Origin of the sequence: Nocardia sp. NPDC058666 (assembly GCF_042714895.1) — a bacterium.
GTDB lineage: Bacteria > Actinomycetota > Actinomycetes > Mycobacteriales > Mycobacteriaceae > Nocardia.
Genome location: NZ_JBHXRY010000002.1, coordinates 65,706 through 85,364, shown reverse-complemented (window position 1 = coordinate 85,364; position 19,659 = coordinate 65,706). Strand labels below are relative to the sequence as shown.

Sequence of the window (19,659 nt, the reverse complement as noted above, 5' to 3'; positions counted from 1 at the left end):
TTGTGCCCCAGAGCGGGATGTTTCCCGAGCGGTCGTATTGTCAGGGCCATGGCTGTTGTGAAGATCAATGCGATCGAGGTTCCCGAGGGTGCGGGCCCGGAGTTGGAGAAGCGGTTCGCCGCGCGGGCGGGTGCGGTGGAGAACTCCCCCGGCTTCCTCGGCTTCCAGTTGCTGCGCCCGGTCGCCGGTGACAACCGGTATTTCGTGGTGACGCAATGGGATTCGGAGGATTCGTTCGCCGCGTGGCGTGACGGTCCGGCGCGTGCCGCGCATGCCGGTCACGGTGGCGACGGCGAGCGTCCCAAGCCGGTGTCGACGGGTGCCTCGCTGCTCGAGTTCGAGGTAGTCCTGGACGTGCCCGCGAAGGCCTGACAGCGGCGTTTCCGCTGGACATGCGCGTGCACGTATTGACGCGGGTGGCTGCGGGCTGTCACAGTTCGAGGGAACATCGCGAGGGTGCGCGGTAATTCCGGTGTGAGTCCGGAGCGGTCGCGCCACTGTCATCCATGTACCGGGTCACCGGTGCCGGAGAGCCAGACACCGGCACCTTCGCACCACATTTCAACCGTGGGACGCGTATCCCTACAGGAGGACTCGAATGGCTATCGCGCATTCACCCAGCCGGTCGACCGGCCTCGACACCCTCGCAACCGTGCTCGTCACGGTCGGTGTCGTTCTTCTTGCACTGCTCGCGCTGTACCTGGTCGGTTTCGATCAGGGGGCCGTCTCGCGTAGCGGGATGTTCCTGCACGAGCTGATGCACGACGGACGTCACCTGCTCGGTGTCCCGTGCCACTGATCGGATCACTCAAGACCCTGCTGTTGCGTGGCCTGCTGGCCGGCTTGATCGCCGGCCTGCTGGCCGCGACAGTGGGCTACTTCATCGGCGAACCCCAGGTGGACGCCGCGATCGCCATCGAAGAAGCCGGTTCCGCCGCGCATGCGCACGCACCCGATGCCGCCGAGGGGCACTCCCACGGTGACGACGCGCTGGTCAGCAGGTCCGGGCAGAAGGCGGGTCAGTTCCTCGCGCTCGGCTTGGCGGGCCTGGCGTTCGGTGCGTTGTTCGCGTCGGCGGTGAATGTCGCGCGGCGGTTCACGAGCCTGTCGGGCACCCAATTGTCGCTGACCACAGCGGGTCTGGCGTGGACGGCGATCGTCGCGGTGCCGTTCTTCAAGTACCCGGCCAACCCGCCCGCCGTGGGTGATCCGGAGACCATCAACGAGCGCACCTGGTTGTGGGTCGCGGTTGTCGTGCTCGGCCTGTTGGCTGTCGCGGCAGCGGTCGCGGCCTATCGCGCGCTGGCCGGGATGGAAACGCTGCGGTTGATCGCCGGAGTAGCCGCGTTCGTCGTGGTCACCACGGTCGGTTATGTGCTGCTGCCCGGTGTGAACGAGGTGGCCGACGACTTCCCCGCCACCCTGCTGTGGAACTTCCGGGTCGCCTCGCTGGCCCAGACGACCACGCTGTGGGTGAGTTTGGGGCTGGCGTTCGCCGCGCTCACCGAATTCGCCGCGCGGCGTAGCACCGCGGTAGTGGACAAGGTTCCTACCGCAGGGTGATTCTCGCGAGCAGCTGAGAACGGCAGTGTCGGTGTCATGACCGGCACTGCCTTTCTTGTTTCCGAAACCCGCCCGCGCGCCGTGCATGTCGCGTTCGGCGGACTGCTCACCGCACTCGCCGCGGGCGTGGCCGAGGGACTGTTGCGCGCGGTTCGCGGCGGCGGCGAATTCGGCGCCACTGCAACGGGTTTGCTTCCGCGCCTGGCCATCTACCTCGTCGTTGCGGGCGTGGCGCTGTACATGCTCAACGGCAGCCGCGTGGCTCGCGCGGTGTTGACCGTCGGCATCGGCGTGGTCGGCTTGATCTCGCTGATCATCGAGCCACTGGCGGTGGTGTTGTCCACCGACGACTACACGACCCTGTTCGACGGGATGTCCGAGAGTTCGATCGTGCTGGCCGGTTGCCGCACTGTGCACATCCTGGCTGTCGTCATCGCGATTCCAGCCATGTACACCCCCGCCGCGCATCGCTGGTTCACCCAGCGGTGAGCCCGGCCTAATCGTCCAAAACGGCCGCCCGACAGTCGATTTTCTGCCTGTCGGGCGGCCGATTGGTCGATTACGCCGGTTCGATCAGACCAGCGCCGCGTCCAGCTCGATCTCGGCCACGCCCGCCAGCGCCTTGCTGACCGGGCAGCCTTCCTTGGCTGCGGTGGCCGCCACGGCGAAGGCCGCGTCGTCGAGCCCGGTCGCGCGACCGCGCACGGTGAGCTTGATCTTGCTGATCCGGAAACCACCGGCGGGGTCGGGCGACAACGTCACGTCGGCGGTCACATCCAGGCTGTCCGGCGTGCCACCGGCATTGGCGATCTCGGCCGACAGCGCCATCGAGTAGCACGACGAATGCGCCGCCCCGAGCAGTTCCTCCGGGCTGGTGCCCTCGGCCGTGTCGGCGACCCGGCGCGGGAAGCTCACGTCGAACTTGCCCACCCCCGAGCTGTCCAGTTCGACCTGCCCGGACCCGTCCTGCAGTCCGCCTGACCAGAGAGTACGTGCGCTACGAGTCGGCATCGCGATCCTTTCGATTCGTGTGTGGTGCGTTCGGTGACGAACCTACTCGCGCGTGCACCGATGGTGTTCGGCTCAGGAAACCTTGCTGGTGACTTCGTCGAGGCGTTCGAGCTTGTCGGGCCAGACCTGCTGGTGCAGATCCCGGATCGCCGCGGTCGGAAAACCGGAGTGCCGCAGGCGAAGTCGGATGCCACGCGGCTGCTTGAGGAATTCGGCGGCGACCACCGTTTCCACGCCGTCGGTGGCGGCGGTGACCCACGTGAACTCGACCCGGCGGTTCTGTTCCAGCAGCAGGATGCGGCCGTAGTGGGGGTTGCGCTTGTCGGCGGAGCCGGTGTCGAAATAAAGCGGCTCGTCGACGGCGGGGCGCATCAGGACCGATCCGGGAACGGCCAGCCACAGGTCGAGACCTTGGGTCCAGGCCGCGTAGAGCAGGCTGGGCTGCGCTGTCATCACACGCTCGACAGTGAGCTCGTGCGGGCGCGAGGACAGGTCCGGGGGGCGAACTTGCTGGTCCATCAGCCGACTCTACCGGTGCTGACCGGGCGAATGCCGCATCGGGTGTGCGACAGCGGCTCTCGCGTGTGCGGCCTGCCGCGGAGAATACGCGGTCCGCGCGCGCACGCAATAGGGTTGGACAGGTGCGAATGTCTGCGAAGTGGTTGCGTAGCCGCGTCATTGCCAACTGGCGCCTTGCGGCGGCCATCGCGGTCGGGTTTGTGTTCCTTGTGTGGCCCCTGCCGACTGTGCTCGGGCGACACTCCACCGGGTGGCAGGTTTTCGGGGTGCTCGGATGGATCTGCGCACTGGTCGCGGTCGCCGAGGCGGTGCGGCAGCGGCGGGCGGTCGTGTCAGCGCGTCAGCAGCGGGCCGAGGCGACCGCGCGTGACGAGCGGGCACAGCAGGCCACAGCGGCTTCCGAACTGCGGCTCACAATTGCGAGTGAACTGCATGATGTTCTCGCGCACAGCCTTTCGCTGATCAACGCGCAGTCATCGGTGGCGTTGGAATTGTTCGATCGCAAACCGCAGCAGGCCGCTGCGGCGCTAGCGACTATCAAGACCACGTCCAAAGAGGCGCTGACAGAAGTACATACGCTGCTTCACGCTATTCGCAGCGAAACCACCGTCATGCCCGAATATCCTGAACCCATTGGCACTGAACCAGATTCCGCGCATTCCGAACCGCCACGACCGGCCCCGCGTGCGCCCGCGCCGACGCTCGAAGACCTCGACACCCTCCTGGAACGTCCCCGCGCTACCGGACTGGATGTCGAAACCAAGATCATCGGTATGCCCAAGAAGTTGCCGAGCAGCATCGATGTGGCCGCGGCCAGGATCGTGCAGGAATCGCTGACCAATGTGGTGCGCCACGCGCCCGGCGCGACGGCCCTGATCACCCTGCGGTACACACCGGAATCGGTCGACATCACCGTCGACAACACGCGGCCCACCGGGACGGCGGTTCGCACGGGGATCGGCGGCAACGGAATCATCGACATGCGAGAACGTGCCCATGCGCTGGGCGGTGCACTCACCGCGGGACCGCGACCGTCGGGCGGGTTCCGAGTGGCGGCCAGGCTGCCTGCTCGACCTGCAGTTTTGTCGACTGGTTCACGGCCTGAACGCTCCAACAGCGAGGAGGCCAGCGCGTGAGCGGGCAGTTCACGCACGGGCGGACGAGCAGGAGTAGCCCGGCGACCTTGCGATATAGGATCCAACCTATATAGGATCAATCCTATGCACCTGTATCTGGTGGAACTCGAACCCGAGGTAGCCCGATGGCTGCGCTCTTTGACTACACGCGAGTTCGCCCAGGTAGACGTGTATGTGGGCATGCTTGCCGAACGAGCGACCACCCTCAGTGAACCGTGATCACGCAATCTCGGCGAGGGGGTACGCGAACTCCGCTTTCACCTTCACCCGCGAGAAATGCGAATCACGTACTGGCTCGCTCCGGGCCGTCGCATCGTGCTGTTGACGGTTTTCCGCAACACTCGTATGCGGGAGACTGCCGAGGTAGCGCGGGCCAAGGCGCTACGCAAGGCCTGCGAGTCGGAACATGGTTGCGCCCACACAGATTTCGACAGGAGGTAACCGACATGACTGATCACCCATCGATGGACGACCTGCGCCGTGAGCGGATGAGCAGTCCCGGGTTCGATGCGGGCGAGTACGCGGCCGGGCGAGCCGAGGCGATTCTGGCGATCGAACTGGCCGAAGCCATTCGCGAACGGCGGCTGGAACTCGGACTGACACAGACACAGCTGGCCGAGCGGGCCGGACTGCGTCAGCCTGAGGTCTCGCGACTCGAATCCGGGGGTGGGACACCGACTATCGGGATGCTCGAGCGTTTGGCGTATGCCCTCGAAGTTCGGTTCGTCGCGCGGTTCGAGAAGGTCGACGCCGCGTAGGGCTACTGCCCCTGGTCAGCTTGTCGGCGCTCGGACGCCGAGAAGCGGGCGCGTCTGGCTGCGCCTGCGGGGGCGGCTTGGGCTCGGGAGGAGTAGGCCGAGAGGGCGTCGAAGGCTCCTCGGACGCCGCCTGCTACCGGGGCGTAGGTGATGGCCGAGCCGGGGTCGAAGCCGAGGTTGGTGCCTACTTCTACGGCGTCCATGTTCGCGCCGAGGAAGACGAAGGTCCAGTTGTAGACGTCCTGTTGCTGGGTGATCAGGGACTTTACGGCGGGGTGCGTCCATTCGCGGCTGGAATTCTCGTGGCCGTCGGTGAGGACCACGACGATCACCGTGCCGGGGCGTTCGGATTCGGGTCGGGCAGCCAGGTCGGTGCCGACGCTGGTGACGAGCTTGCCGACCGCGTCGTACAACGCGGTTCCGCCGCGCGGCTGCAGGTTCGGTGCGGGCACCTGCTCGAGCGGCAGGTTCGCGTAGACCACGTCATAGGTGGTGTCGAACTGCGCGAGCGTCACCTCGATCTTCTTCGGCACCGCCCGCTGCTGCTCGAAATAGGCGGCCAACCCACCCTCGGTATCGGCCTTGATGGTCTGCATCGACCCGGAACGGTCGAGCAATACCGCAATCAACGTGCGATCGGAATCAGTCATGTGTGCGAACACCCCCATGTCGGTTCTGTACGAGCAATTCCCACCGTACGCCGACGAATTCGCCTGCGGGACCGGCGAAAAGGAGTCGCCAAGGTATCCCCAAGCCGCGATTCCTACCGTCACCACGGACCGACCACTCCCCGGCGAAAAGAGCCCGATTCCGTGAGCACGATCTTTGTCTTCACCCGCATCTCCCCCGCCGACGCCGACAACATCGCCGGGTCGACCGATGTCCCCGACGAATTCCTCGACGCACCGATCCTTGCTGAGGGCGAACCATGCGGTGACCTCGACCAAGCCTGGGATGGGCTGCGCCTGCTGTTCTCCGCAGCGGCCGTCGACTTCGACCTCTTGCGCGAAGACCGGCCCAACGATCGCGAGGATTGCCTCACCGTATGGACCGCGAAGGAAGTCGCCGCGGCAGCAGAAGTCCTCACCTCGACTCCCTTCGACCGACTCGCCGAGCATTTCTCCGCCGAGTTGATGGACGAGGAGGACGCGCGCCCCGACATCTGGGAGGACCGCGACGAAGCGCTCGACTACCTGGGCGACGGCTATACCCGGCTACAGGCGTTCTTCGCCTACGCGTCTTCGACGAACTCTGCGGTACTGGGTCGACTCGCCTAGCTGACAACAAGGCTGTGAACGAAACCGAGGAAAGGAAACTGTTGTGGGTGTGATCATGTCGTTCACCAGGGTGAGCGCGGCGGATCTGGAACTGGCGATGAAGCACAAAGATTGCGCGGAGGAGTTTCTCGCCGACTACACGCCACCGGAAACCGACCCGAACGGGTATTTGGACAAGTCGTGGGCGGGGCTGAAATACCTTCTGGAAGCGGCGGATACGGGTATCGACCTGTTCTTCACCGCTACGCCGTTGCCCATCGACGGGTACAGCGGATGGGATCCAGACGATGTCGCTCACACGGCGGAACTGCTGGGCAATACATCATTCGACAACCTCGCCGCCCACTACGACCCGGTCGCGATGGACACCATCGGGGTCTATCCCCCGATCTGGATCCGCGACGGCAACGACGGCCTCGGCTACCTCCGCGAGAACTACGCCAGCCTGGTCGAGGTATTCGTGCACGCCGCGCACCATCGGTCCGGACTCCTGCAGAGCTTCGGCTGATCCTGGCAACGACAGAGCCCGCCCCCTGAAACTTCCAGGGGGCGGGCTCTGTCGTTGTGCTGACTACTCGCCGGAGGCGGCGGCTTCGGGGGCGGTGCCCTCGGTCGCGCCGGTGAGGACTACCTCGGGCTTGTCGTCGGCTGCGGGGGCCTTGGTCAGCTTCGTGGACTTGCCCGCGAAGGTGAACTTGGCGTCCTCGCCCTGGCCTTCGCCGTCCCAGTTCTCGACATCGACTGTGATGGTCTGGCCTGCGCCGATCTCGCCGAACAGGATCTTCTCCGAGAGCTGGTCCTCGATCTCGCGCTGGATCGTGCGACGCAGCGGACGAGCGCCGAGGACCGGGTCGAAGCCACGCTTGGCGAGCAGGCTCTTGGCCTTCTCGGTCAGCTCCATGGCCATGTCCTTGTTCTTCAGCTGCTTGCCCACGCGCGTGATCATCAGGTCCACCATCATCACGATCTGCTCGCTCGTGAGCTGGTGGAACACGATCACGTCGTCGATGCGGTTGAGGAACTCGGGGCGGAAGTGCTTCTTCAGCTCGTCGTTGACCTTGAGCTTCATCCGCTCGTAGTTCGAGCCCTGGGCGTTCGACTGGGTGAAGCCGAGGCCCACCGCCTTCGAGATGTCGGAGGTGCCCAGGTTCGAGGTGAAGATCAGCACGGTGTTCTTGAAGTCGACCGTGCGACCCTGACCGTCGGTGAGACGGCCGTCCTCGAGCACCTGCAGGAGGGTGTTGTAGATCTCCTGGTGCGCCTTCTCGATCTCGTCGAACAGCACCACCGAGAACGGCTTGCGCCGCACCTTCTCGGTGAGCTGGCCACCCTCTTCGTAACCGACGTACCCGGGAGGGGCACCGAACAGTCGCGAAGCGGTGAAGCGGTCGTGGAACTCGCCCATGTCGATCTGGATGAGCGCGTCGTCGTCACCGAACAGGAAGTTGGCCAGCGACTTGGCGAGCTCGGTCTTACCGACACCCGAGGGGCCGGCGAAGATGAACGAGCCCGACGGACGCTTGGGGTCCTTCAGACCGGCACGCGTACGACGAATCGCCTTGGAGACGGCCTTGACGGCTTCCTCCTGGCCGATGATCCGCTTGTGCAGCTCATCTTCCATGCGGAGCAGACGCGTGGTCTCTTCTTCGGTGAGCTTGAAGACGGGGATGCCGGTCCAGTTGGCCAGCACCTCCGCGATCTGCTCGTCGTCGACCTCGGCCACGACGTCCAGATCGCCCGCACGCCACTGCTTCTCACGCTCGGCACGCTTGGCGACGAGCTGCTTCTCCTTGTCGCGCAGACGCGCGGCCTTCTCGAAGTCCTGCGCGTCGATAGCGCTTTCCTTCTCCCGACGCGCATCGGCGATCTTGTCGTCGAAGTCGCGCAGGTCCGGCGGAGCGGTCATCCGGCGGATGCGCATGCGCGCGCCCGCTTCGTCGATCAGGTCGATCGCCTTGTCCGGCAGGAACCGGTCGTTGATGTAGCGATCGGCCAGGGTGGCGGCGGCCACGAGCGCACTGTCGGTGATGGAGACCCGGTGGTGTGCCTCGTACCGGTCGCGCAGACCCTTGAGGATGTCGATGGTGTGCTCGACGGTCGGCTCGCCCACCTGCACCGGCTGGAAACGGCGTTCCAGGGCGGCGTCCTTCTCGATGTACTTGCGGTACTCGTCGAGGGTGGTGGCACCGATGGTCTGCAGCTCGCCACGGGCCAGCTTCGGCTTCAGGATCGAGGCCGCGTCGATGGCACCTTCGGCAGCACCCGCGCCGACGAGCGTGTGCAGCTCGTCGATGAACAGGATGATGTCGCCGCGGGTGTTGATCTCCTTGAGCACCTTCTTGAGGCGCTCTTCGAAGTCACCGCGGTAGCGGCTGCCCGCGACCAGGGAACCCAGGTCGAGGGTGTAGAGCTGCTTGTCTTTGAGGGTTTCGGGGACCTCACCGTTGACGATGGCCTGGGCAAGGCCTTCGACCACAGCGGTCTTACCGACACCGGGCTCGCCGATCAGCACGGGGTTGTTCTTGGTGCGGCGCGACAGAACCTGCATCACGCGCTCGATTTCTTTCGAGCGACCGATGACCGGGTCGAGCTTGCCTTCCAGGGCCGCCTGAGTGAGGTTGCGGCCGAACTGATCCAGCACCAGCGACGTGGACGGGGTGCCCGCCTCGCCGCGCGGACCGGCGCCTTCGACAGGCTCCTTGCCCTGGTACCCCGACAGCAGCTGGATGACCTGCTGACGCACCCGGTTGAGGTCGGCACCCAGCTTGACCAGCACCTGGGCGGCGACGCCCTCGCCCTCACGGATGAGGCCGAGCAGGATGTGCTCGGTTCCGATGTAGTTGTGGCCCAGCTGCAGCGCCTCGCGCAGACTCAGCTCGAGCACCTTTTTGGCACGCGGGGTGAAGGGGATGTGACCGGACGGTGCCTGCTGGCCCTGCCCGATGATCTCCTCGACCTGACTACGCACACCCTCCAGCGAGATGCCAAGGGACTCCAGCGACTTCGCCGCCACGCCCTCGCCCTCGTGGATCAACCCAAGCAGGATGTGCTCGGTGCCGATGTAGTTGTGGTTGAGCATCCGGGCCTCTTCTTGGGCCAGGACAACGACACGCCTCGCGCGGTCGGTGAACCTCTCGAACATCGCTCCCTCACTCTCCTGCTCCGACATTCTGGCAACAGACGCCGCAGTATGCGCTCGATACAACCTAGGGCGTCGGACCGACAACTGTCGTCGCCAGCCTGCCATGAAGCCCGGGGGTTGCGGCCCCCGCCACCACTGTAGTTGGCACGGGATTCCGCCGCCGCCGGTCCACCCTATTGGGGACCGGCGACAACATGGTCATTCACTCACAACGCGCACGTCGCGGCATTCGTTTCCACTTCAGTTTTGCCTACAGCGAAATCGGCGCCGAGGGGCTAGCCGGTGAAGGGTGGGACGAATTCGCAGGGCACGGGTGCCTGTCGGGCCGGGTCGAGGGCGTTGAGGACGTGACCGGCCGCGCGGGGGCTGCCCGCGATGGCCAGGTGTTCGGAGTAGTCCTGCGCGCAGCCGTCCTGGACCACGATCGAGGTGGCGTTGGGGCCCGGGACCAGGCCTGATGTGTGCGGGACGACCAGTTCGTCGATCGCGGACACGATATTGGTGTACCGCACGCGCGGGTCGTAGACGCCGTCGGCGTTGAGCGCGGTCATGAACGGCGAGCCGGTGAACATCTGCCCGCAGGCCTGGCACAGCGAGGAGGAGACGGCGTCGAAGGCAGGTCCCGCGCCCAATGCCCGGCTGAAGTGGGCGATATCGCCCGCCCCGAACGCGTTGGTGCCCAGCCACGGCGGGGCGATGCCGACCAGCTTGCCGACCTTGTCGCGGCCGCCCAGGCGTTTGACGTAATAGTTGCCGACGATATTTCCCTGCGAATGCGCGACCAGGTCCACGCGCTGCGCGCCGGTGCGGGCCAGCACGTCGTCGACGAAGGCGGAAACCTGCGCGGCACTCTGCGGGATCGGCGCCATGCCGCCGATCGCCGAGACGGGCCACGGCAGCGCGTAGGCGCCGTAGGTGAGGGTGAACACGCAATAACCCTCGTTGGCCAGCAGCGGGGCATATACGCCCCAGTTCGTCTGGCCTCCGCCGCCGGTGCCGTGCAGCAGGACCACCGGATCAGGGTGCTCGGCCGAGGGGACGCAGGTCGGGTCGTTCGCGCCGGGCAGCGAGCCGCCTGGGTTGGTGAGTTCGGGGACGATGCCGGCGAAGAAGTTGTAGTCGACCGGCAGCGGTGCCGCAGTGGCGGTGCCTGGCACGAACATGGCCGCGGCCAGGATCAGCAGCGACCAGGATTGTCGGAACGAACGACGCATGAACGACTCCTCACTAGAACGTGTTCCACTGATCATGGAACACGCCCCAGCGATCGCGTGGCACTACCGCGCGGAAACCATCGACTGTCCCGCAACAGCGTTGCTGGAGTTGCCGTGTTGCACACCGGCGACGAACATCGCGCCACACAGCACCGCGAACGCCGCGGTGTTCAGCACCGCGCGCACGATGTTCCAACGAACCCACGCCGCTTCATAATTCGCGCGAACGGCGGCCGCGTCGGCCATCGACGACGGATCGCCCGCGGCATCCAGCGCCTCGTTGAGCGGCACATTCATCCCGGCGGTGACCGCGAACGCAATCACGTTGAGCGCCACCGCGACTCCGATCCAGATCAGCGTGGCGCGCTGGTCACTGCCCAGGTGCAACACCGCCGCCAACGCGGTGAAACCGACCGTGCCCATGAACGCGAACATGAACCAGGGATTGAGGATCACGATGTTGACCTTCTGCATGACCTCGATCAGGGTGCGGTCGGAAGTGCGTGCCAGCGCGGGCATCACCGAGATCGCGTAGGCGAAGAACACTCCGGCGACGAGGCCGGTACTGAGCAGCGCCAGCACCATGGTGGCCATCCGAACTGCGAACATGACGTCTCCTTGACTCGTGCCCCGCAAGCTCTTTCGGGGATACGAGTAAGTCAACCGCGCAGCGGCCCCTCGCGAACATGGTTCAGGCGCTCAACGGCCTACGCGAGCGTCTGTGCTCACAAATCGTGGTCGGAGATCATCCCGCTCTGCATGGCCAGGGCCGCGAGCCTGGTGCGCTTCTGGTTCTGGGGCAGGTTCTCCACCCCGAACTTCGCGAACAGCGCGCGCAGATGCGTTTTGATGGCGTCGATCGACAGGAACAATTCCTCGGCGATCTGCTGATTCGACGCGGGCGTGGCAAAACCGGTGCCGTGTTTGTACGGGCGGCACAGTGCGATCAGTACCGCGCGTTGGGTATCGGTGAGCGAGCGCATGGTGGGGATGGACCCGGACGCGGTATGCGTCGCGTCATCGACCACACCACCGAAATCGAAGAAATGCACCAGGGTGGTCCCGACCCGAATGCGGTCGCCGGGACTCAAGCGGCGTCGGCCGACAAGGCGTTCCCCGTTGACGAACGTGCCGTTGCGCGACAGGCCGTCGTCGATGATCGTCCACTGCGCGCCCAGATGCTCGACCGCGGCGTGCAGCCGCGACACCTCGACATCCCACGCGAGCACCAGATCGGCCTGCACATTGCGGCCGATGGTGATCCGCTGCTGCTGCGCGTCCAGCGCCAATTCGTGTTGCTTGCCGGTGCCGTCGGTGTACCGCAGGAAAGAGCTCACGCCGCGACGCCGTAGAAGACCCGAAACACCTTGTGCACGAACATCACTGTACGTCCCCGACCTCGCGGACGAGCAGGCAGGCGGGGCCGCGCACCACGCGAGCCCCGGCCTGCCGGTGAATCAACTCTTGCCGACCTCGGAGTTGTACGCGTCGGTGATTTCCGCGGAAATACGACCGCGAGCCGAGACCTTGTGGCCCTTGCGACGAGCCCATTCGCGAATTGCCGCACTCTGTTCACGGTCCATGGAAACGCGGCTCTTGCCCTGCGGGGAGGGTGCGCCGGCAGCCTTCACCCGGCGACGGCCACTCACCCGACGGGCGTTGGCAACCCACTCGTCCAGGCCTTCACGCAGACGCGCCGCATTTGCGTCCGACAGATCGATCTCGTACGACACCCCATCGATAGCGAACTCGATGGTCTCGTCCGCGATGGACTCACCGTCGACATCGTCGATCAGGCTAACGGTGACCTTCTTTGCCATGAGATGAACGTCCTCTCGAAATCGTCAAGCCTGCCTCCAGGCCGAATACCCGAGGCAAGAATACCCCGAAATGCTAAATTTCCAACATGGGGTCTTCACCCCATGAATTCACTGGTCAGCGAGTAGTGGGACGAACAATGGGGAACAGGATCGTTTCCCGGATTCCCGAACCCGTCAGAGCCATCAACAAGCGGTCGATTCCCATACCCGTTCCGGTGGTCGGCGGCATACCGTGTTCCATCGCGGCGAGGAAGTCTTCATCGAGCACCATGGCCTCGTCATCGCCTGCCGCGGCGAGCCTGGCCTGGTCCACGAAGCGTTCACGCTGGATCACCGGGTCGACGAGTTCGGAATAGCCCGTTGCCAACTCGAAGCCGCGCACATACAGGTCCCACTTCTCGGTGACACCGGCCTTGCTGCGATGCTGACGGGTCAGCGGTGAGGTTTCCACCGGGAAGTCGCGAACGAAAGTCGGCGCGTACAGCTTATCGCCATACGCGTGTTCCCACAGTTCTTCGACCAGTTTTCCGTGGCCGTAGCCCTTGTCGGAAGGAATTTCCAGACCGACCCGATCGGCCAGCGCCAGCAATTCCTCGACGGTGGTTTCCGGGGTGACCTGCACACCGATCGACTCCGACAGCGAAGGGTACATCTCGACGGTGGTCCACTCCCCGCCGAGATCATATTCAGTGCCGTCGGCCAGCGTCATCTTCAAGGTGCCGAATGCCTCTTGCGCGACTTCCTGGATCAATTCCCGAGTCATCGTCGCGGAGTCGTCGTAGGTGCCGTAAGCCTCGTAGGTTTCCAGCATCGCGAACTCGGGCGAATGGGTCGAGTCGGCGCCTTCGTTGCGGAAGTTCCGGTTGATCTCGAAGACCTTCTCCAGGCCGCCGACCACGCAACGCTTGAGGAACAGCTCCGGCGCGATGCGCAGGAAAAGGTCCATGTCCAGCGCGTTGGAATGGGTGACGAACGGGCGCGCGGCGGCGCCGCCGTGGATGGTCTGCAGCATCGGGGTCTCGACCTCGAGGAACCCGCGGCGCTCGAGCGCGTTGCGCAGCGCGCGCACCACATTCACGCGCGTGCGGGCCATTTCCCTGGCCTCGGGACGCACGATCAGGTCCACGTAGCGCTGCCGAACGCGCGACTCCTCGTTCATCTCCTTGTGCGCCACCGGCAGCGGGCGCAGCGACTTCGCCGCCATCGACCAGGAATCGGCCATCACGCTCAATTCGCCGGTGCGCGAGGAGATGACCTCGCCGTGCACGAACACGAAGTCACCCAGGTCGACATCGGACTTCCAGGCGGCCAGCGCGTCGGCACCGACACCGTTGAGGCTGATCATGGCCTGCAGCTTGGTGCCGTCGCCTTCCTGCAGCGTGGCGAAACACAGCTTGCCGGTATTGCGCACGAAAATGACCCGGCCCGCGACACCGGCGATCAGACCGGTTTGCGTGTCGGCTTCCAGATCCGGGTAGGCGGAACGGATTTCGGCCAGCGTGTGGGTGCGCGGCACGACGACCGGATAGGCCTGCCCACCCTCACTGAGCAGCCGTTCCCGCTTGTCTCGACGAATCCGCATCTGCTCCGGAACGTCGATGTCCACGGCGGAAGTGGCGGCGCGGCCGGGCGCGGCGGGGTTAGGAGTGCTCACATCAGATAACCCTAGCGGCGCGCACTGCCCGCACTTGCGCGGGGCAGCCGTAACCGCGAATTCGAACTTATAGCGAAGCCAAGGCATTCACTTCGCGAGTGAAATGTGGCACACCGACGCCCACGGTCAACAAACCCGCGGACTTCAACGCCTGGTAGCCGCCGATCACATCGGTGGCGCGGTGCAAGCCCAACTCCTGCAATGCGGCCGCCGCCAAACTCGACGTGTAGCCCTCCGAGCAGAAAATGATCCATTCCACATCGTGGTCCGCGGCCAGCGACAACCGTGCCGACGAGGTCGGATCCAGTCGCCATTCCAGGACATTTCGCTCGATCACCAGCGCGCCGGGCAACGAACCTTCGCGCACCCGCTGGGCGGCGGGCCGGATGTCGACCAGAATCGCACCACGCGCCAGCGCTTCGGCCAGGTCGTACACGTACACCCGGTGCAACCGCGCACGCGCGTTGTCGAGCATCTGGTCAATGGTCATACGGCTCATCACAGATCACCTTCGGGCTGGTCGGTGAGGACGGTTTTGGTGCGACGCAGCGTGCCGTGGCCGGTCACTTCGTAATACGACATCGCCGACAGCGGCGGGGAATAGGCGTGCACGCTCAAGGTGGGATCCAGCGGGCCGACCGATTCCGCGGCGGCGGGGGCACGCACTACGTCGTGCACCCAACCGATCGGGAACGACGCCTGATCACCCGCGGCCAGTGTGCGCCTGCGCAATTCGGTGCCATTCCACCGATATTCCGACAGGGCGCCGCTGAGCACGGTCAGCGCGCCCAGTGAGCCGGCGTGATCGTGTAAATCGGTGAATTTGCCCGGCGTCCAACTGATCAGCCAGACATCGACCTCGTCGTCGTGCGAAAGGCGGGTTGCCCAGCGTTCGTCGGCGGGCCAGATTCCGTCGGCAGGCAGCAGGTGGTCGTAGCGGCCGGCGAGGACGTCTTCGGCGCCTTCGTCGGTGAGTCGCAGCAGGTCAGCGGGACGCAGACGGGTCGGCAGGGCCGAGGCGATCGCCCGGTCGAGCGGGGGCGTCGCGGAATAGTCGTCGCGTGCGGACGGAAGGGAAAGGACGGAAGAACGCATGAGCGCATCTCCAGGAGGTGAGATATCGGTCGAGGGAAAACGTCAGCCTCGAACGGTCGAGGCAGATTAGCCTCGACAACACTCCTGGGTGCTCACACGGAAGATCACGAGCGATATCCTATCAGACGCTATTTCTTGTTGCGCTCGTAGACGTGGCGCAGGCCGGTCAGCGTGAGGTGCGGGACGTGCTGGTCGATGGTCTCGGACTCCGGCACGATCAGCGGCGCGCCCGCACCCGTGGCGACCACGGTGACATCGGTGCCCGAGAACGCGTCGAATTCGTCGCGGATGCGGTCGACCAGGCCGTCGACCAGCCCGGCGAATCCGAAGATGGCGCCGGACTGAATGCATTCCATGCTGTTCTTGCCCACCACAGAACGCGGCCTCGCCAGCTCCACGCGACGCATCGCACTGCGTTCCACCAGCGCTTCGGCGGAGATCTCCACGCCGGGCGCGATCACGCCGCCGAGGAATTCGCCCTTGGCCGACACCAGGTCCACACAGATCGCGGTGCCGAAATCGACCACGATCGCGGGGCCACCGAAAGTGCGGTAGGCGGCCAGACAGTTGACGATGCGGTCGGCGCCGACTTCCTTCGGATTGTCCACCAGCAGCGGAATGCCTGTTCGCACACCGGGTTCCACCAAGACGTGCGGCACATGCGACCAGTACCGCGACAGCATCGTGCGCAGTTCGCGCAGTACCGGCGGCACGGTCGACAGCGCCGAGACGCCGACGATCTGGTCGAGGTCGGCGCCGACCAGGCCGCGCACCTGCATGGCGAACTCGTCGGCGGTGATCAGCGGGTTGGTGTGAATTCGCCAGTTACGCACCAGTTTCGAGTGTTCGCCGCTGCCGGAGAACAGGCCGAGCTCGATCCCGGTGTAGCGGACGTCGATCGTCAACAGCATTGTTTTCAGTCCCCCCCGCCGCGCTCAGACGATCGACAGGGAACGCGGTGAGGTCAGGCCTGAGCCCTCGGGCGCGTACGCCGGGTCGCTGCCGAGTTCGATCGGGCGGTTGCGGTCGTCGACGAACACGACCTTGGGGGCGTACTCGCGCAGTTCGGCCTCGTCGAGCTGGCCGTAGGCGATGAGAATGACCAGGTCACCGGGGTGCACCAGGTGCGCGGCGGCACCGTTGATGCCGATCACGCCCGAGCCGCGTTCGCCCGCGATCACGTAGGTTTCGAGGCGGGCGCCGTTGTCGATATCGACGATGCAGACCTGCTCGCCTTCCAGCAGTCCGGCGGCGTCCAGGAGGTTCTGGTCCACGGTCACCGAGCCGACGTAGTGCAGGTCGGCGTGAGTCACGGTGGCGCGGTGGATCTTCGACGTCATCATGGTGCGCAACATCGTCGTGGCCTTTCAGTGCGCCTGCGGAGCAGGCTGGGAAGCGTCGGGATGGCCGTCGATCTGGGCGCCGAGGACTACGGCGGCGTTGTCGATCAGGCGGGTGTCGCCGACCTTGGCCGCGACGAGCAGACGGGCGTTGCCCGCGGTGGGGACCGGGCCGAGGTTGGCGTCGCGCAGTTCGAGGTAGTCCACGTCCAGGCCGTCGACCGCGTCCAGGACCGCGCGGGCGGTGGACAGCACCGCGTCGGGGCCGAGACCCGCGGCGTGGCGGCCCGCGGCCAGCGAGGCGGACAGGGCGAGCGCGGCCTCGCGCTGGGTGGCGTCGAGGAAACGGTTGCGCGAGGACAGCGCGAGACCGTCGGGCTCGCGCACCGTCGGGTAGGCCACGATCTTGGCGTCCATGTTCAGGTCGCGCACCATCTGCCGGATCAGCGTGAGCTGCTGGTAGTCCTTCTCACCGAAGTACGCCTCCGAGGCGTGGGTGATGTTGAGCAGCTTCGCCACGATGGTGAGCATCCCCGCGAAATGCGTTGGCCTGCTGCCACCTTCGAGTTCGGCACCCAGCGGGCCGGGGTGCACGGTGGTGCGGATGCCGTCGGGGTACATGTCGGACACGCTGGGCGCGAAGACCAGGTCGACGCCCTCGGTGCGCAGCAGTTCCAGATCGGCGTCGAGGGTGCGCGGGTAGGCGTCGAGGTCCTCGTTCTCGCCGAACTGCAGCGGGTTCACGAAGATCGACACGATCACGACCTGGTTGTTGAGCTTGGCCTGCCGGATCAGCGCCAGGTGACCCTCGTGCAGCGCGCCCATGGTCGGCACGAAACCGACCGTGCGGCCCGCGCCACGCAGCGCCTTGGCGACCGTGTCCAGGACCTCGGGGTTGTGGTGCACGGTGAGCACGCCGGGCTTGTAGGCGCCGGTGGCGCGCGCGCCGCCCTGGTGGTGATGCACTTCTCGGGGTTCCATCAGTGGCCTTCCTTGGCGAGGAGCTCCAGCAGTGCCGGATTGGTTTTTGCGAGTTCGGCGGTGCGCAGCGAGTTGGCGCGGTAGGCCGCGGCCAGGCGATCGTCGACCTGTTCCAGAGCGTTGAGGTGCGCGGCGACGGCGTCGACATCGCCGCGTGCGACGGGGCCCGTGAGTGCGGACTGGCCGCGGCGGAGGGCGTTGTCGAGGGCGGCCGAGGCCAGCGGTGCCAGCAGGCGTTCGGGGAGGCCGCCGGGCTGGTCGTCGACGGTGGGCTGGCCGAGCAGGCCGGGGCCCGACAGGGATTCGCGCAGGGCCGCCACCGCGTCGACGATGACCGTGACCAGGTGATTGCTGCCGTGCGCCAACGCCGCGTGATACAGCGCGCGCTGGTCCTCGTCGACCCGGACCGGCTCGCCGCCCATCTCGATGACCAGGGCCTGCGCGATGGCGTACCCGACCTCGTCGGCGGCGGTGACGCCGAAGCAGGCGTTCGCCAGGCGGGCGATGTCCTCGTCGTGGCCGGTGAAGGTCATGGCGGGGTGGATCGCCAGGCCGAGCGCGCCCTGGCTCGTGAGCGGCTCGAGGATCGCGACGCCGTTCGCGCCGGAGGTGTGCACGACGATGGTGCCGGGGCGGACCACGTTCGCCGCCGCCAGACCGCGGACCAGGCCCGCGAGTTCGGCGTCGGGGACCGCGAGCACCAGCAGTTCGCTGCGCTGGGCGATCTGTTCGATCGGCAGGATCTGCGCCTCGGGCAGACGCGTGTTGGCGCGATGCACCGAGGCGTCGGAGATCGCGGCGACACCGAACACCACGTGGCCGGCTCGCTCGAGCGCGGAACCCAGTGCGGAACCCACTCGTCCCGCCGAGACGATTCCCACCGTCAGTCGTGCGGGCGCTGGATCGACACTGTTGTTGCTCGCGCCATCAGGGTTGACACTTCTCGAGGTCAACGTTGTCCTCTCGATTTGCGTTCCAGTCCCGCGGAGCGGGTACCAGACGTTACGAGTCGAGGATAGTGCGCGGTATGCGCGGCACGCCATCACCCCCGAGGTGATCTACCTCGCAGACTCCGATTCCAGGTTGGCCATGATGTCGGCCACCGACAGGCGGGCGGTGCCCTCGGTCTCCGCGCGGCGGCGGCGACGGGAGCTGGTGCCGACCGACGGGGACTTCTCGGGGCGCGTGGCGGGGGGCGTGGCCGCTTCCGCGGGTGCCTGACCGTTGGCCTCGCTGCCGTTCGACTGCGTGCCGTTCGACTGAGTGCCGTTCGACTGAGTGCCGTTCGACTGAGAGCCGTTGGTCTCGCCGTTGGACTGCGGGTCCGCGTCGCTCACCTTGCGGGTGTGCGGGGAGGACAGGCGCGGCGGGGGCGTCTTGCCGGACGACTTCGCCGCGGCGGGCTGGGGGGCCGCTTGCGTTTCGGCGTACTCGTCGAGCTGGATCGCGGAGGTCTCCGCGGTGACCGGGTCGTCGTACGGGTCGGCGAAATTGGCCGAAACCGGTTGCATGAAAACGGGTTTCAGCGCGCTGGGCGGTTGCTGCCACGGTCCGAACCAGGCCGCGTTGGCATCCACGGGGCTATCGTCGAAATCGGGGTCCGTGTCGTCGAACGCACTGAATTCACCGGCGGGCAGCGCGTCGATACGCACGGCGTCGGCCTGCAGCGCGACCTGTTCTTCGGGCAGCGCACCGTCGAAAAGGACCTGCAGGTTCTGGCGCAGCAGGGTCAGCTCGGCGCGCAGGGCGGCGATTTCGGACGAGTCGGCGCCGACCTCGGCCCGCACCCGTGCCTCGACGCCCATCTCGTACTCACGCCGGGCGTTGATCTCGCGCTCGAGCTGCAGTTCGTACACCGTCTGCAGATCGCGCACCTTCGCCTGATCCACGGCCGCGTCCTTGCGGTAGCGGGTAGCCGCGAGTGCGCCGATCACCGCGGCCCACAGGGCCGCTACCAGGCCGATTCGGACGTACTGGACGTTCTCGCTGAAGATCAGGAAAACGCTGGCCGTCAGACCGAGCAGGATCAGGAAACCGACGAAGAATTTTCCCGCGTCGTCCCGCCGTCGTCGGGGCGCCGTGCTGCGGGAGGGTGAAACCATGAGGGCCAGGGTAGCCGGAATCGGCTGGTCGGCCCACCAAAGGTGAC

Annotated in this window: 25 protein-coding genes and 1 pseudogene; 10 read left to right on the top strand and 16 right to left on the bottom strand. The window is 66.0% G+C overall.

What is annotated here, in order from left to right:
• Positions 1-48 precede the first annotated feature (48 nt).
• From ACFWVD_RS06965 to ACFWVD_RS06950, 4 genes are all read left to right on the top strand, one after another.
• On the top strand, positions 49-372 hold the full coding sequence (locus ACFWVD_RS06965; RefSeq protein ID WP_379241081.1) for an antibiotic biosynthesis monooxygenase family protein: 324 nt from the start codon (positions 49-51) through the stop codon (positions 370-372).
• Positions 373-598: 226 nt separating this feature from the next.
• Positions 599-799, top strand: a complete 201-nt coding sequence (locus ACFWVD_RS06960; protein ID WP_019044677.1) for a CbtB-domain containing protein — start codon at positions 599-601, stop codon at positions 797-799.
• Positions 790-1,563, top strand: coding sequence for a CbtA family protein (locus ACFWVD_RS06955; RefSeq protein WP_379241080.1), 774 nt, complete (start codon positions 790-792; stop codon positions 1,561-1,563). The genes ACFWVD_RS06960 and ACFWVD_RS06955 overlap by 10 nt, the downstream gene beginning before the upstream one ends.
• A 36-nt stretch (positions 1,564-1,599) precedes the next feature.
• Positions 1,600-2,052, top strand: coding sequence for a hypothetical protein (locus ACFWVD_RS06950; protein WP_379241079.1), 453 nt, complete (start codon positions 1,600-1,602; stop codon positions 2,050-2,052).
• 84 nt (positions 2,053-2,136) lie between these two features.
• Here the strand turns inward: ACFWVD_RS06950 and ACFWVD_RS06945 are convergent, their stop codons facing one another.
• Both ACFWVD_RS06945 and ACFWVD_RS06940 read right to left on the bottom strand, forming a co-directional pair.
• On the bottom strand, positions 2,137-2,574 hold the full coding sequence (locus ACFWVD_RS06945; protein WP_379241078.1) for an OsmC family peroxiredoxin: 438 nt from the start codon (positions 2,572-2,574) through the stop codon (positions 2,137-2,139).
• A 72-nt stretch (positions 2,575-2,646) separates the two neighbouring features.
• Entirely contained in the window at positions 2,647-3,093 is a 447-nt protein-coding gene (locus ACFWVD_RS06940) for an SRPBCC domain-containing protein (protein WP_379241077.1), read from the bottom strand.
• 128 nt (positions 3,094-3,221) lie between these two features.
• Here ACFWVD_RS06940 and ACFWVD_RS06935 point away from each other — a divergent pair, with 128 nt between their 5' ends.
• From ACFWVD_RS06935 to ACFWVD_RS06920, 4 genes and pseudogenes are all read left to right on the top strand, one after another.
• Positions 3,222-4,229, top strand: coding sequence for a sensor histidine kinase (locus ACFWVD_RS06935; RefSeq protein ID WP_379241541.1), 1,008 nt, complete (start codon positions 3,222-3,224; stop codon positions 4,227-4,229).
• A gap of 84 nt (positions 4,230-4,313) precedes the next feature.
• Positions 4,314-4,448 (top strand): hypothetical protein, encoded by a 135-nt coding sequence (locus tag ACFWVD_RS06930; protein WP_379241076.1) that lies wholly within the window; start codon positions 4,314-4,316, stop codon positions 4,446-4,448.
• 15 nt (positions 4,449-4,463) lie between these two features.
• Positions 4,464-4,670, top strand: a pseudogene (locus ACFWVD_RS06925) (hypothetical protein); the annotation flags it as partial.
• 5 nt (positions 4,671-4,675) lie between these two features.
• A complete protein-coding gene (locus ACFWVD_RS06920) occupies positions 4,676-4,987 on the top strand; it encodes a helix-turn-helix domain-containing protein (protein WP_379241075.1) in 312 nt (103 codons plus the stop codon).
• A 2-nt stretch (positions 4,988-4,989) separates the two neighbouring features.
• On the opposite strand, the gene ACFWVD_RS06915 is transcribed toward ACFWVD_RS06920, so the two are convergent.
• On the bottom strand, positions 4,990-5,637 hold the full coding sequence (locus ACFWVD_RS06915; RefSeq protein WP_379241074.1) for a VWA domain-containing protein: 648 nt from the start codon (positions 5,635-5,637) through the stop codon (positions 4,990-4,992).
• Positions 5,638-5,799: 162 nt separating this feature from the next.
• On the opposite strand from ACFWVD_RS06915, the gene ACFWVD_RS06910 reads away from it, so the two are divergent.
• Together ACFWVD_RS06910 and ACFWVD_RS06905 are read left to right on the top strand one after the other, a co-directional pair.
• The gene (locus ACFWVD_RS06910; RefSeq protein ID WP_379241073.1) at positions 5,800-6,264 is read left to right on the top strand and encodes a DUF1877 family protein; all 465 of its coding nucleotides are present in this window, start codon (positions 5,800-5,802) and stop codon (positions 6,262-6,264) included.
• 43 nt (positions 6,265-6,307) lie between these two features.
• On the top strand, positions 6,308-6,772 hold the full coding sequence (locus ACFWVD_RS06905; protein ID WP_379241072.1) for a YfbM family protein: 465 nt from the start codon (positions 6,308-6,310) through the stop codon (positions 6,770-6,772).
• 63 nt (positions 6,773-6,835) lie between these two features.
• Here the strand turns inward: ACFWVD_RS06905 and ACFWVD_RS06900 are convergent, their stop codons facing one another.
• From ACFWVD_RS06900 to ACFWVD_RS06840, 13 genes are all read right to left on the bottom strand, one after another.
• Positions 6,836-9,406 carry an ATP-dependent Clp protease ATP-binding subunit gene (locus ACFWVD_RS06900; RefSeq protein ID WP_379241071.1) on the bottom strand — a complete coding sequence of 857 codons (2,571 nt, stop codon included), beginning with the start codon at positions 9,404-9,406 and terminating at the stop codon, positions 6,836-6,838.
• 275 nt (positions 9,407-9,681) lie between these two features.
• Complete coding sequence (locus tag ACFWVD_RS06895; protein ID WP_379241070.1) at positions 9,682-10,620, bottom strand: esterase/lipase family protein; 939 nt, start codon at positions 10,618-10,620, stop codon at positions 9,682-9,684.
• A 63-nt stretch (positions 10,621-10,683) separates the two neighbouring features.
• Positions 10,684-11,229, bottom strand: coding sequence for a DUF1772 domain-containing protein (locus tag ACFWVD_RS06890; RefSeq protein WP_379241069.1), 546 nt, complete (start codon positions 11,227-11,229; stop codon positions 10,684-10,686).
• Positions 11,230-11,345: 116 nt separating this feature from the next.
• Complete coding sequence (locus ACFWVD_RS06885; protein ID WP_379241068.1) at positions 11,346-11,957, bottom strand: FHA domain-containing protein; 612 nt, start codon at positions 11,955-11,957, stop codon at positions 11,346-11,348.
• Positions 11,958-12,077: 120 nt separating this feature from the next.
• Complete coding sequence (locus ACFWVD_RS06880; RefSeq protein WP_379241066.1) at positions 12,078-12,440, bottom strand: Lsr2 family protein; 363 nt, start codon at positions 12,438-12,440, stop codon at positions 12,078-12,080.
• 115 nt (positions 12,441-12,555) lie between these two features.
• Complete coding sequence (gene lysS / locus ACFWVD_RS06875; RefSeq protein ID WP_379241540.1) at positions 12,556-14,022, bottom strand: lysine--tRNA ligase; 1,467 nt, start codon at positions 14,020-14,022, stop codon at positions 12,556-12,558.
• Positions 14,023-14,161: 139 nt separating this feature from the next.
• Positions 14,162-14,584: a rhodanese-like domain-containing protein gene (locus ACFWVD_RS06870; protein WP_379241065.1), complete on the bottom strand. Its 423-nt coding sequence runs from the start codon at positions 14,582-14,584 to the stop codon at positions 14,162-14,164.
• An 8-nt stretch (positions 14,585-14,592) separates the two neighbouring features.
• Positions 14,593-15,189 (bottom strand): cysteine dioxygenase, encoded by a 597-nt coding sequence (locus ACFWVD_RS06865; protein ID WP_379241064.1) that lies wholly within the window; start codon positions 15,187-15,189, stop codon positions 14,593-14,595.
• Positions 15,190-15,317: 128 nt separating this feature from the next.
• The gene (locus tag ACFWVD_RS06860; RefSeq protein WP_379241063.1) at positions 15,318-16,100 is read right to left on the bottom strand and encodes a type III pantothenate kinase; all 783 of its coding nucleotides are present in this window, start codon (positions 16,098-16,100) and stop codon (positions 15,318-15,320) included.
• Positions 16,101-16,124: 24 nt separating this feature from the next.
• Positions 16,125-16,544 (bottom strand): aspartate 1-decarboxylase, encoded by a 420-nt coding sequence (gene panD, locus ACFWVD_RS06855; RefSeq protein WP_379241062.1) that lies wholly within the window; start codon positions 16,542-16,544, stop codon positions 16,125-16,127.
• Positions 16,545-16,556: 12 nt separating this feature from the next.
• Entirely contained in the window at positions 16,557-17,510 is a 954-nt protein-coding gene (gene panC / locus ACFWVD_RS06850) for a pantoate--beta-alanine ligase (protein ID WP_379241061.1), read from the bottom strand.
• Entirely contained in the window at positions 17,510-18,463 is a 954-nt protein-coding gene (locus tag ACFWVD_RS06845) for a Rossmann-like and DUF2520 domain-containing protein (RefSeq protein ID WP_379241060.1), read from the bottom strand. Before ACFWVD_RS06845 ends, panC begins: the two co-directional genes overlap by 1 nt.
• A 105-nt stretch (positions 18,464-18,568) precedes the next feature.
• Positions 18,569-19,612, bottom strand: a complete 1,044-nt coding sequence (locus tag ACFWVD_RS06840; protein ID WP_379241059.1) for a DUF6779 domain-containing protein — start codon at positions 19,610-19,612, stop codon at positions 18,569-18,571.
• Between the last annotated feature and the right edge of the window lie 47 nt (positions 19,613-19,659).

Coding starts and splice junctions, on each gene's coding strand:
- panC (WP_379241061.1), bottom strand. CDS start 17,510: ATGGAACCCCGAGAAGTGCATCACCACCAGGGCGGCGCGCGCGCCACC.
- ACFWVD_RS06890 (WP_379241069.1), bottom strand. CDS start 11,229: ATGTTCGCAGTTCGGATGGCCACCATGGTGCTGGCGCTGCTCAGTACC.
- ACFWVD_RS06965 (WP_379241081.1), top strand. CDS start 49: ATGGCTGTTGTGAAGATCAATGCGATCGAGGTTCCCGAGGGTGCGGGC.
- ACFWVD_RS06940 (WP_379241077.1), bottom strand. CDS start 3,093: ATGGACCAGCAAGTTCGCCCCCCGGACCTGTCCTCGCGCCCGCACGAG.
- ACFWVD_RS06860 (WP_379241063.1), bottom strand. CDS start 16,100: ATGCTGTTGACGATCGACGTCCGCTACACCGGGATCGAGCTCGGCCTG.
- ACFWVD_RS06865 (WP_379241064.1), bottom strand. CDS start 15,189: ATGCGTTCTTCCGTCCTTTCCCTTCCGTCCGCACGCGACGACTATTCC.
- ACFWVD_RS06920 (WP_379241075.1), top strand. CDS start 4,676: ATGACTGATCACCCATCGATGGACGACCTGCGCCGTGAGCGGATGAGC.
- ACFWVD_RS06960 (WP_019044677.1), top strand. CDS start 599: ATGGCTATCGCGCATTCACCCAGCCGGTCGACCGGCCTCGACACCCTC.
- panD (WP_379241062.1), bottom strand. CDS start 16,544: ATGTTGCGCACCATGATGACGTCGAAGATCCACCGCGCCACCGTGACT.
- ACFWVD_RS06880 (WP_379241066.1), bottom strand. CDS start 12,440: ATGGCAAAGAAGGTCACCGTTAGCCTGATCGACGATGTCGACGGTGAG.
- ACFWVD_RS06915 (WP_379241074.1), bottom strand. CDS start 5,637: ATGACTGATTCCGATCGCACGTTGATTGCGGTATTGCTCGACCGTTCC.
- ACFWVD_RS06840 (WP_379241059.1), bottom strand. CDS start 19,612: ATGGTTTCACCCTCCCGCAGCACGGCGCCCCGACGACGGCGGGACGAC.
- ACFWVD_RS06935 (WP_379241541.1), top strand. CDS start 3,222: ATGTCTGCGAAGTGGTTGCGTAGCCGCGTCATTGCCAACTGGCGCCTT.
- ACFWVD_RS06945 (WP_379241078.1), bottom strand. CDS start 2,574: ATGCCGACTCGTAGCGCACGTACTCTCTGGTCAGGCGGACTGCAGGAC.
- ACFWVD_RS06895 (WP_379241070.1), bottom strand. CDS start 10,620: ATGCGTCGTTCGTTCCGACAATCCTGGTCGCTGCTGATCCTGGCCGCG.
- lysS (WP_379241540.1), bottom strand. CDS start 14,022: ATGCGGATTCGTCGAGACAAGCGGGAACGGCTGCTCAGTGAGGGTGGG.
- ACFWVD_RS06930 (WP_379241076.1), top strand. CDS start 4,314: ATGCACCTGTATCTGGTGGAACTCGAACCCGAGGTAGCCCGATGGCTG.
- ACFWVD_RS06870 (WP_379241065.1), bottom strand. CDS start 14,584: ATGACCATTGACCAGATGCTCGACAACGCGCGTGCGCGGTTGCACCGG.
- ACFWVD_RS06950 (WP_379241079.1), top strand. CDS start 1,600: ATGACCGGCACTGCCTTTCTTGTTTCCGAAACCCGCCCGCGCGCCGTG.
- ACFWVD_RS06900 (WP_379241071.1), bottom strand. CDS start 9,406: ATGTTCGAGAGGTTCACCGACCGCGCGAGGCGTGTCGTTGTCCTGGCC.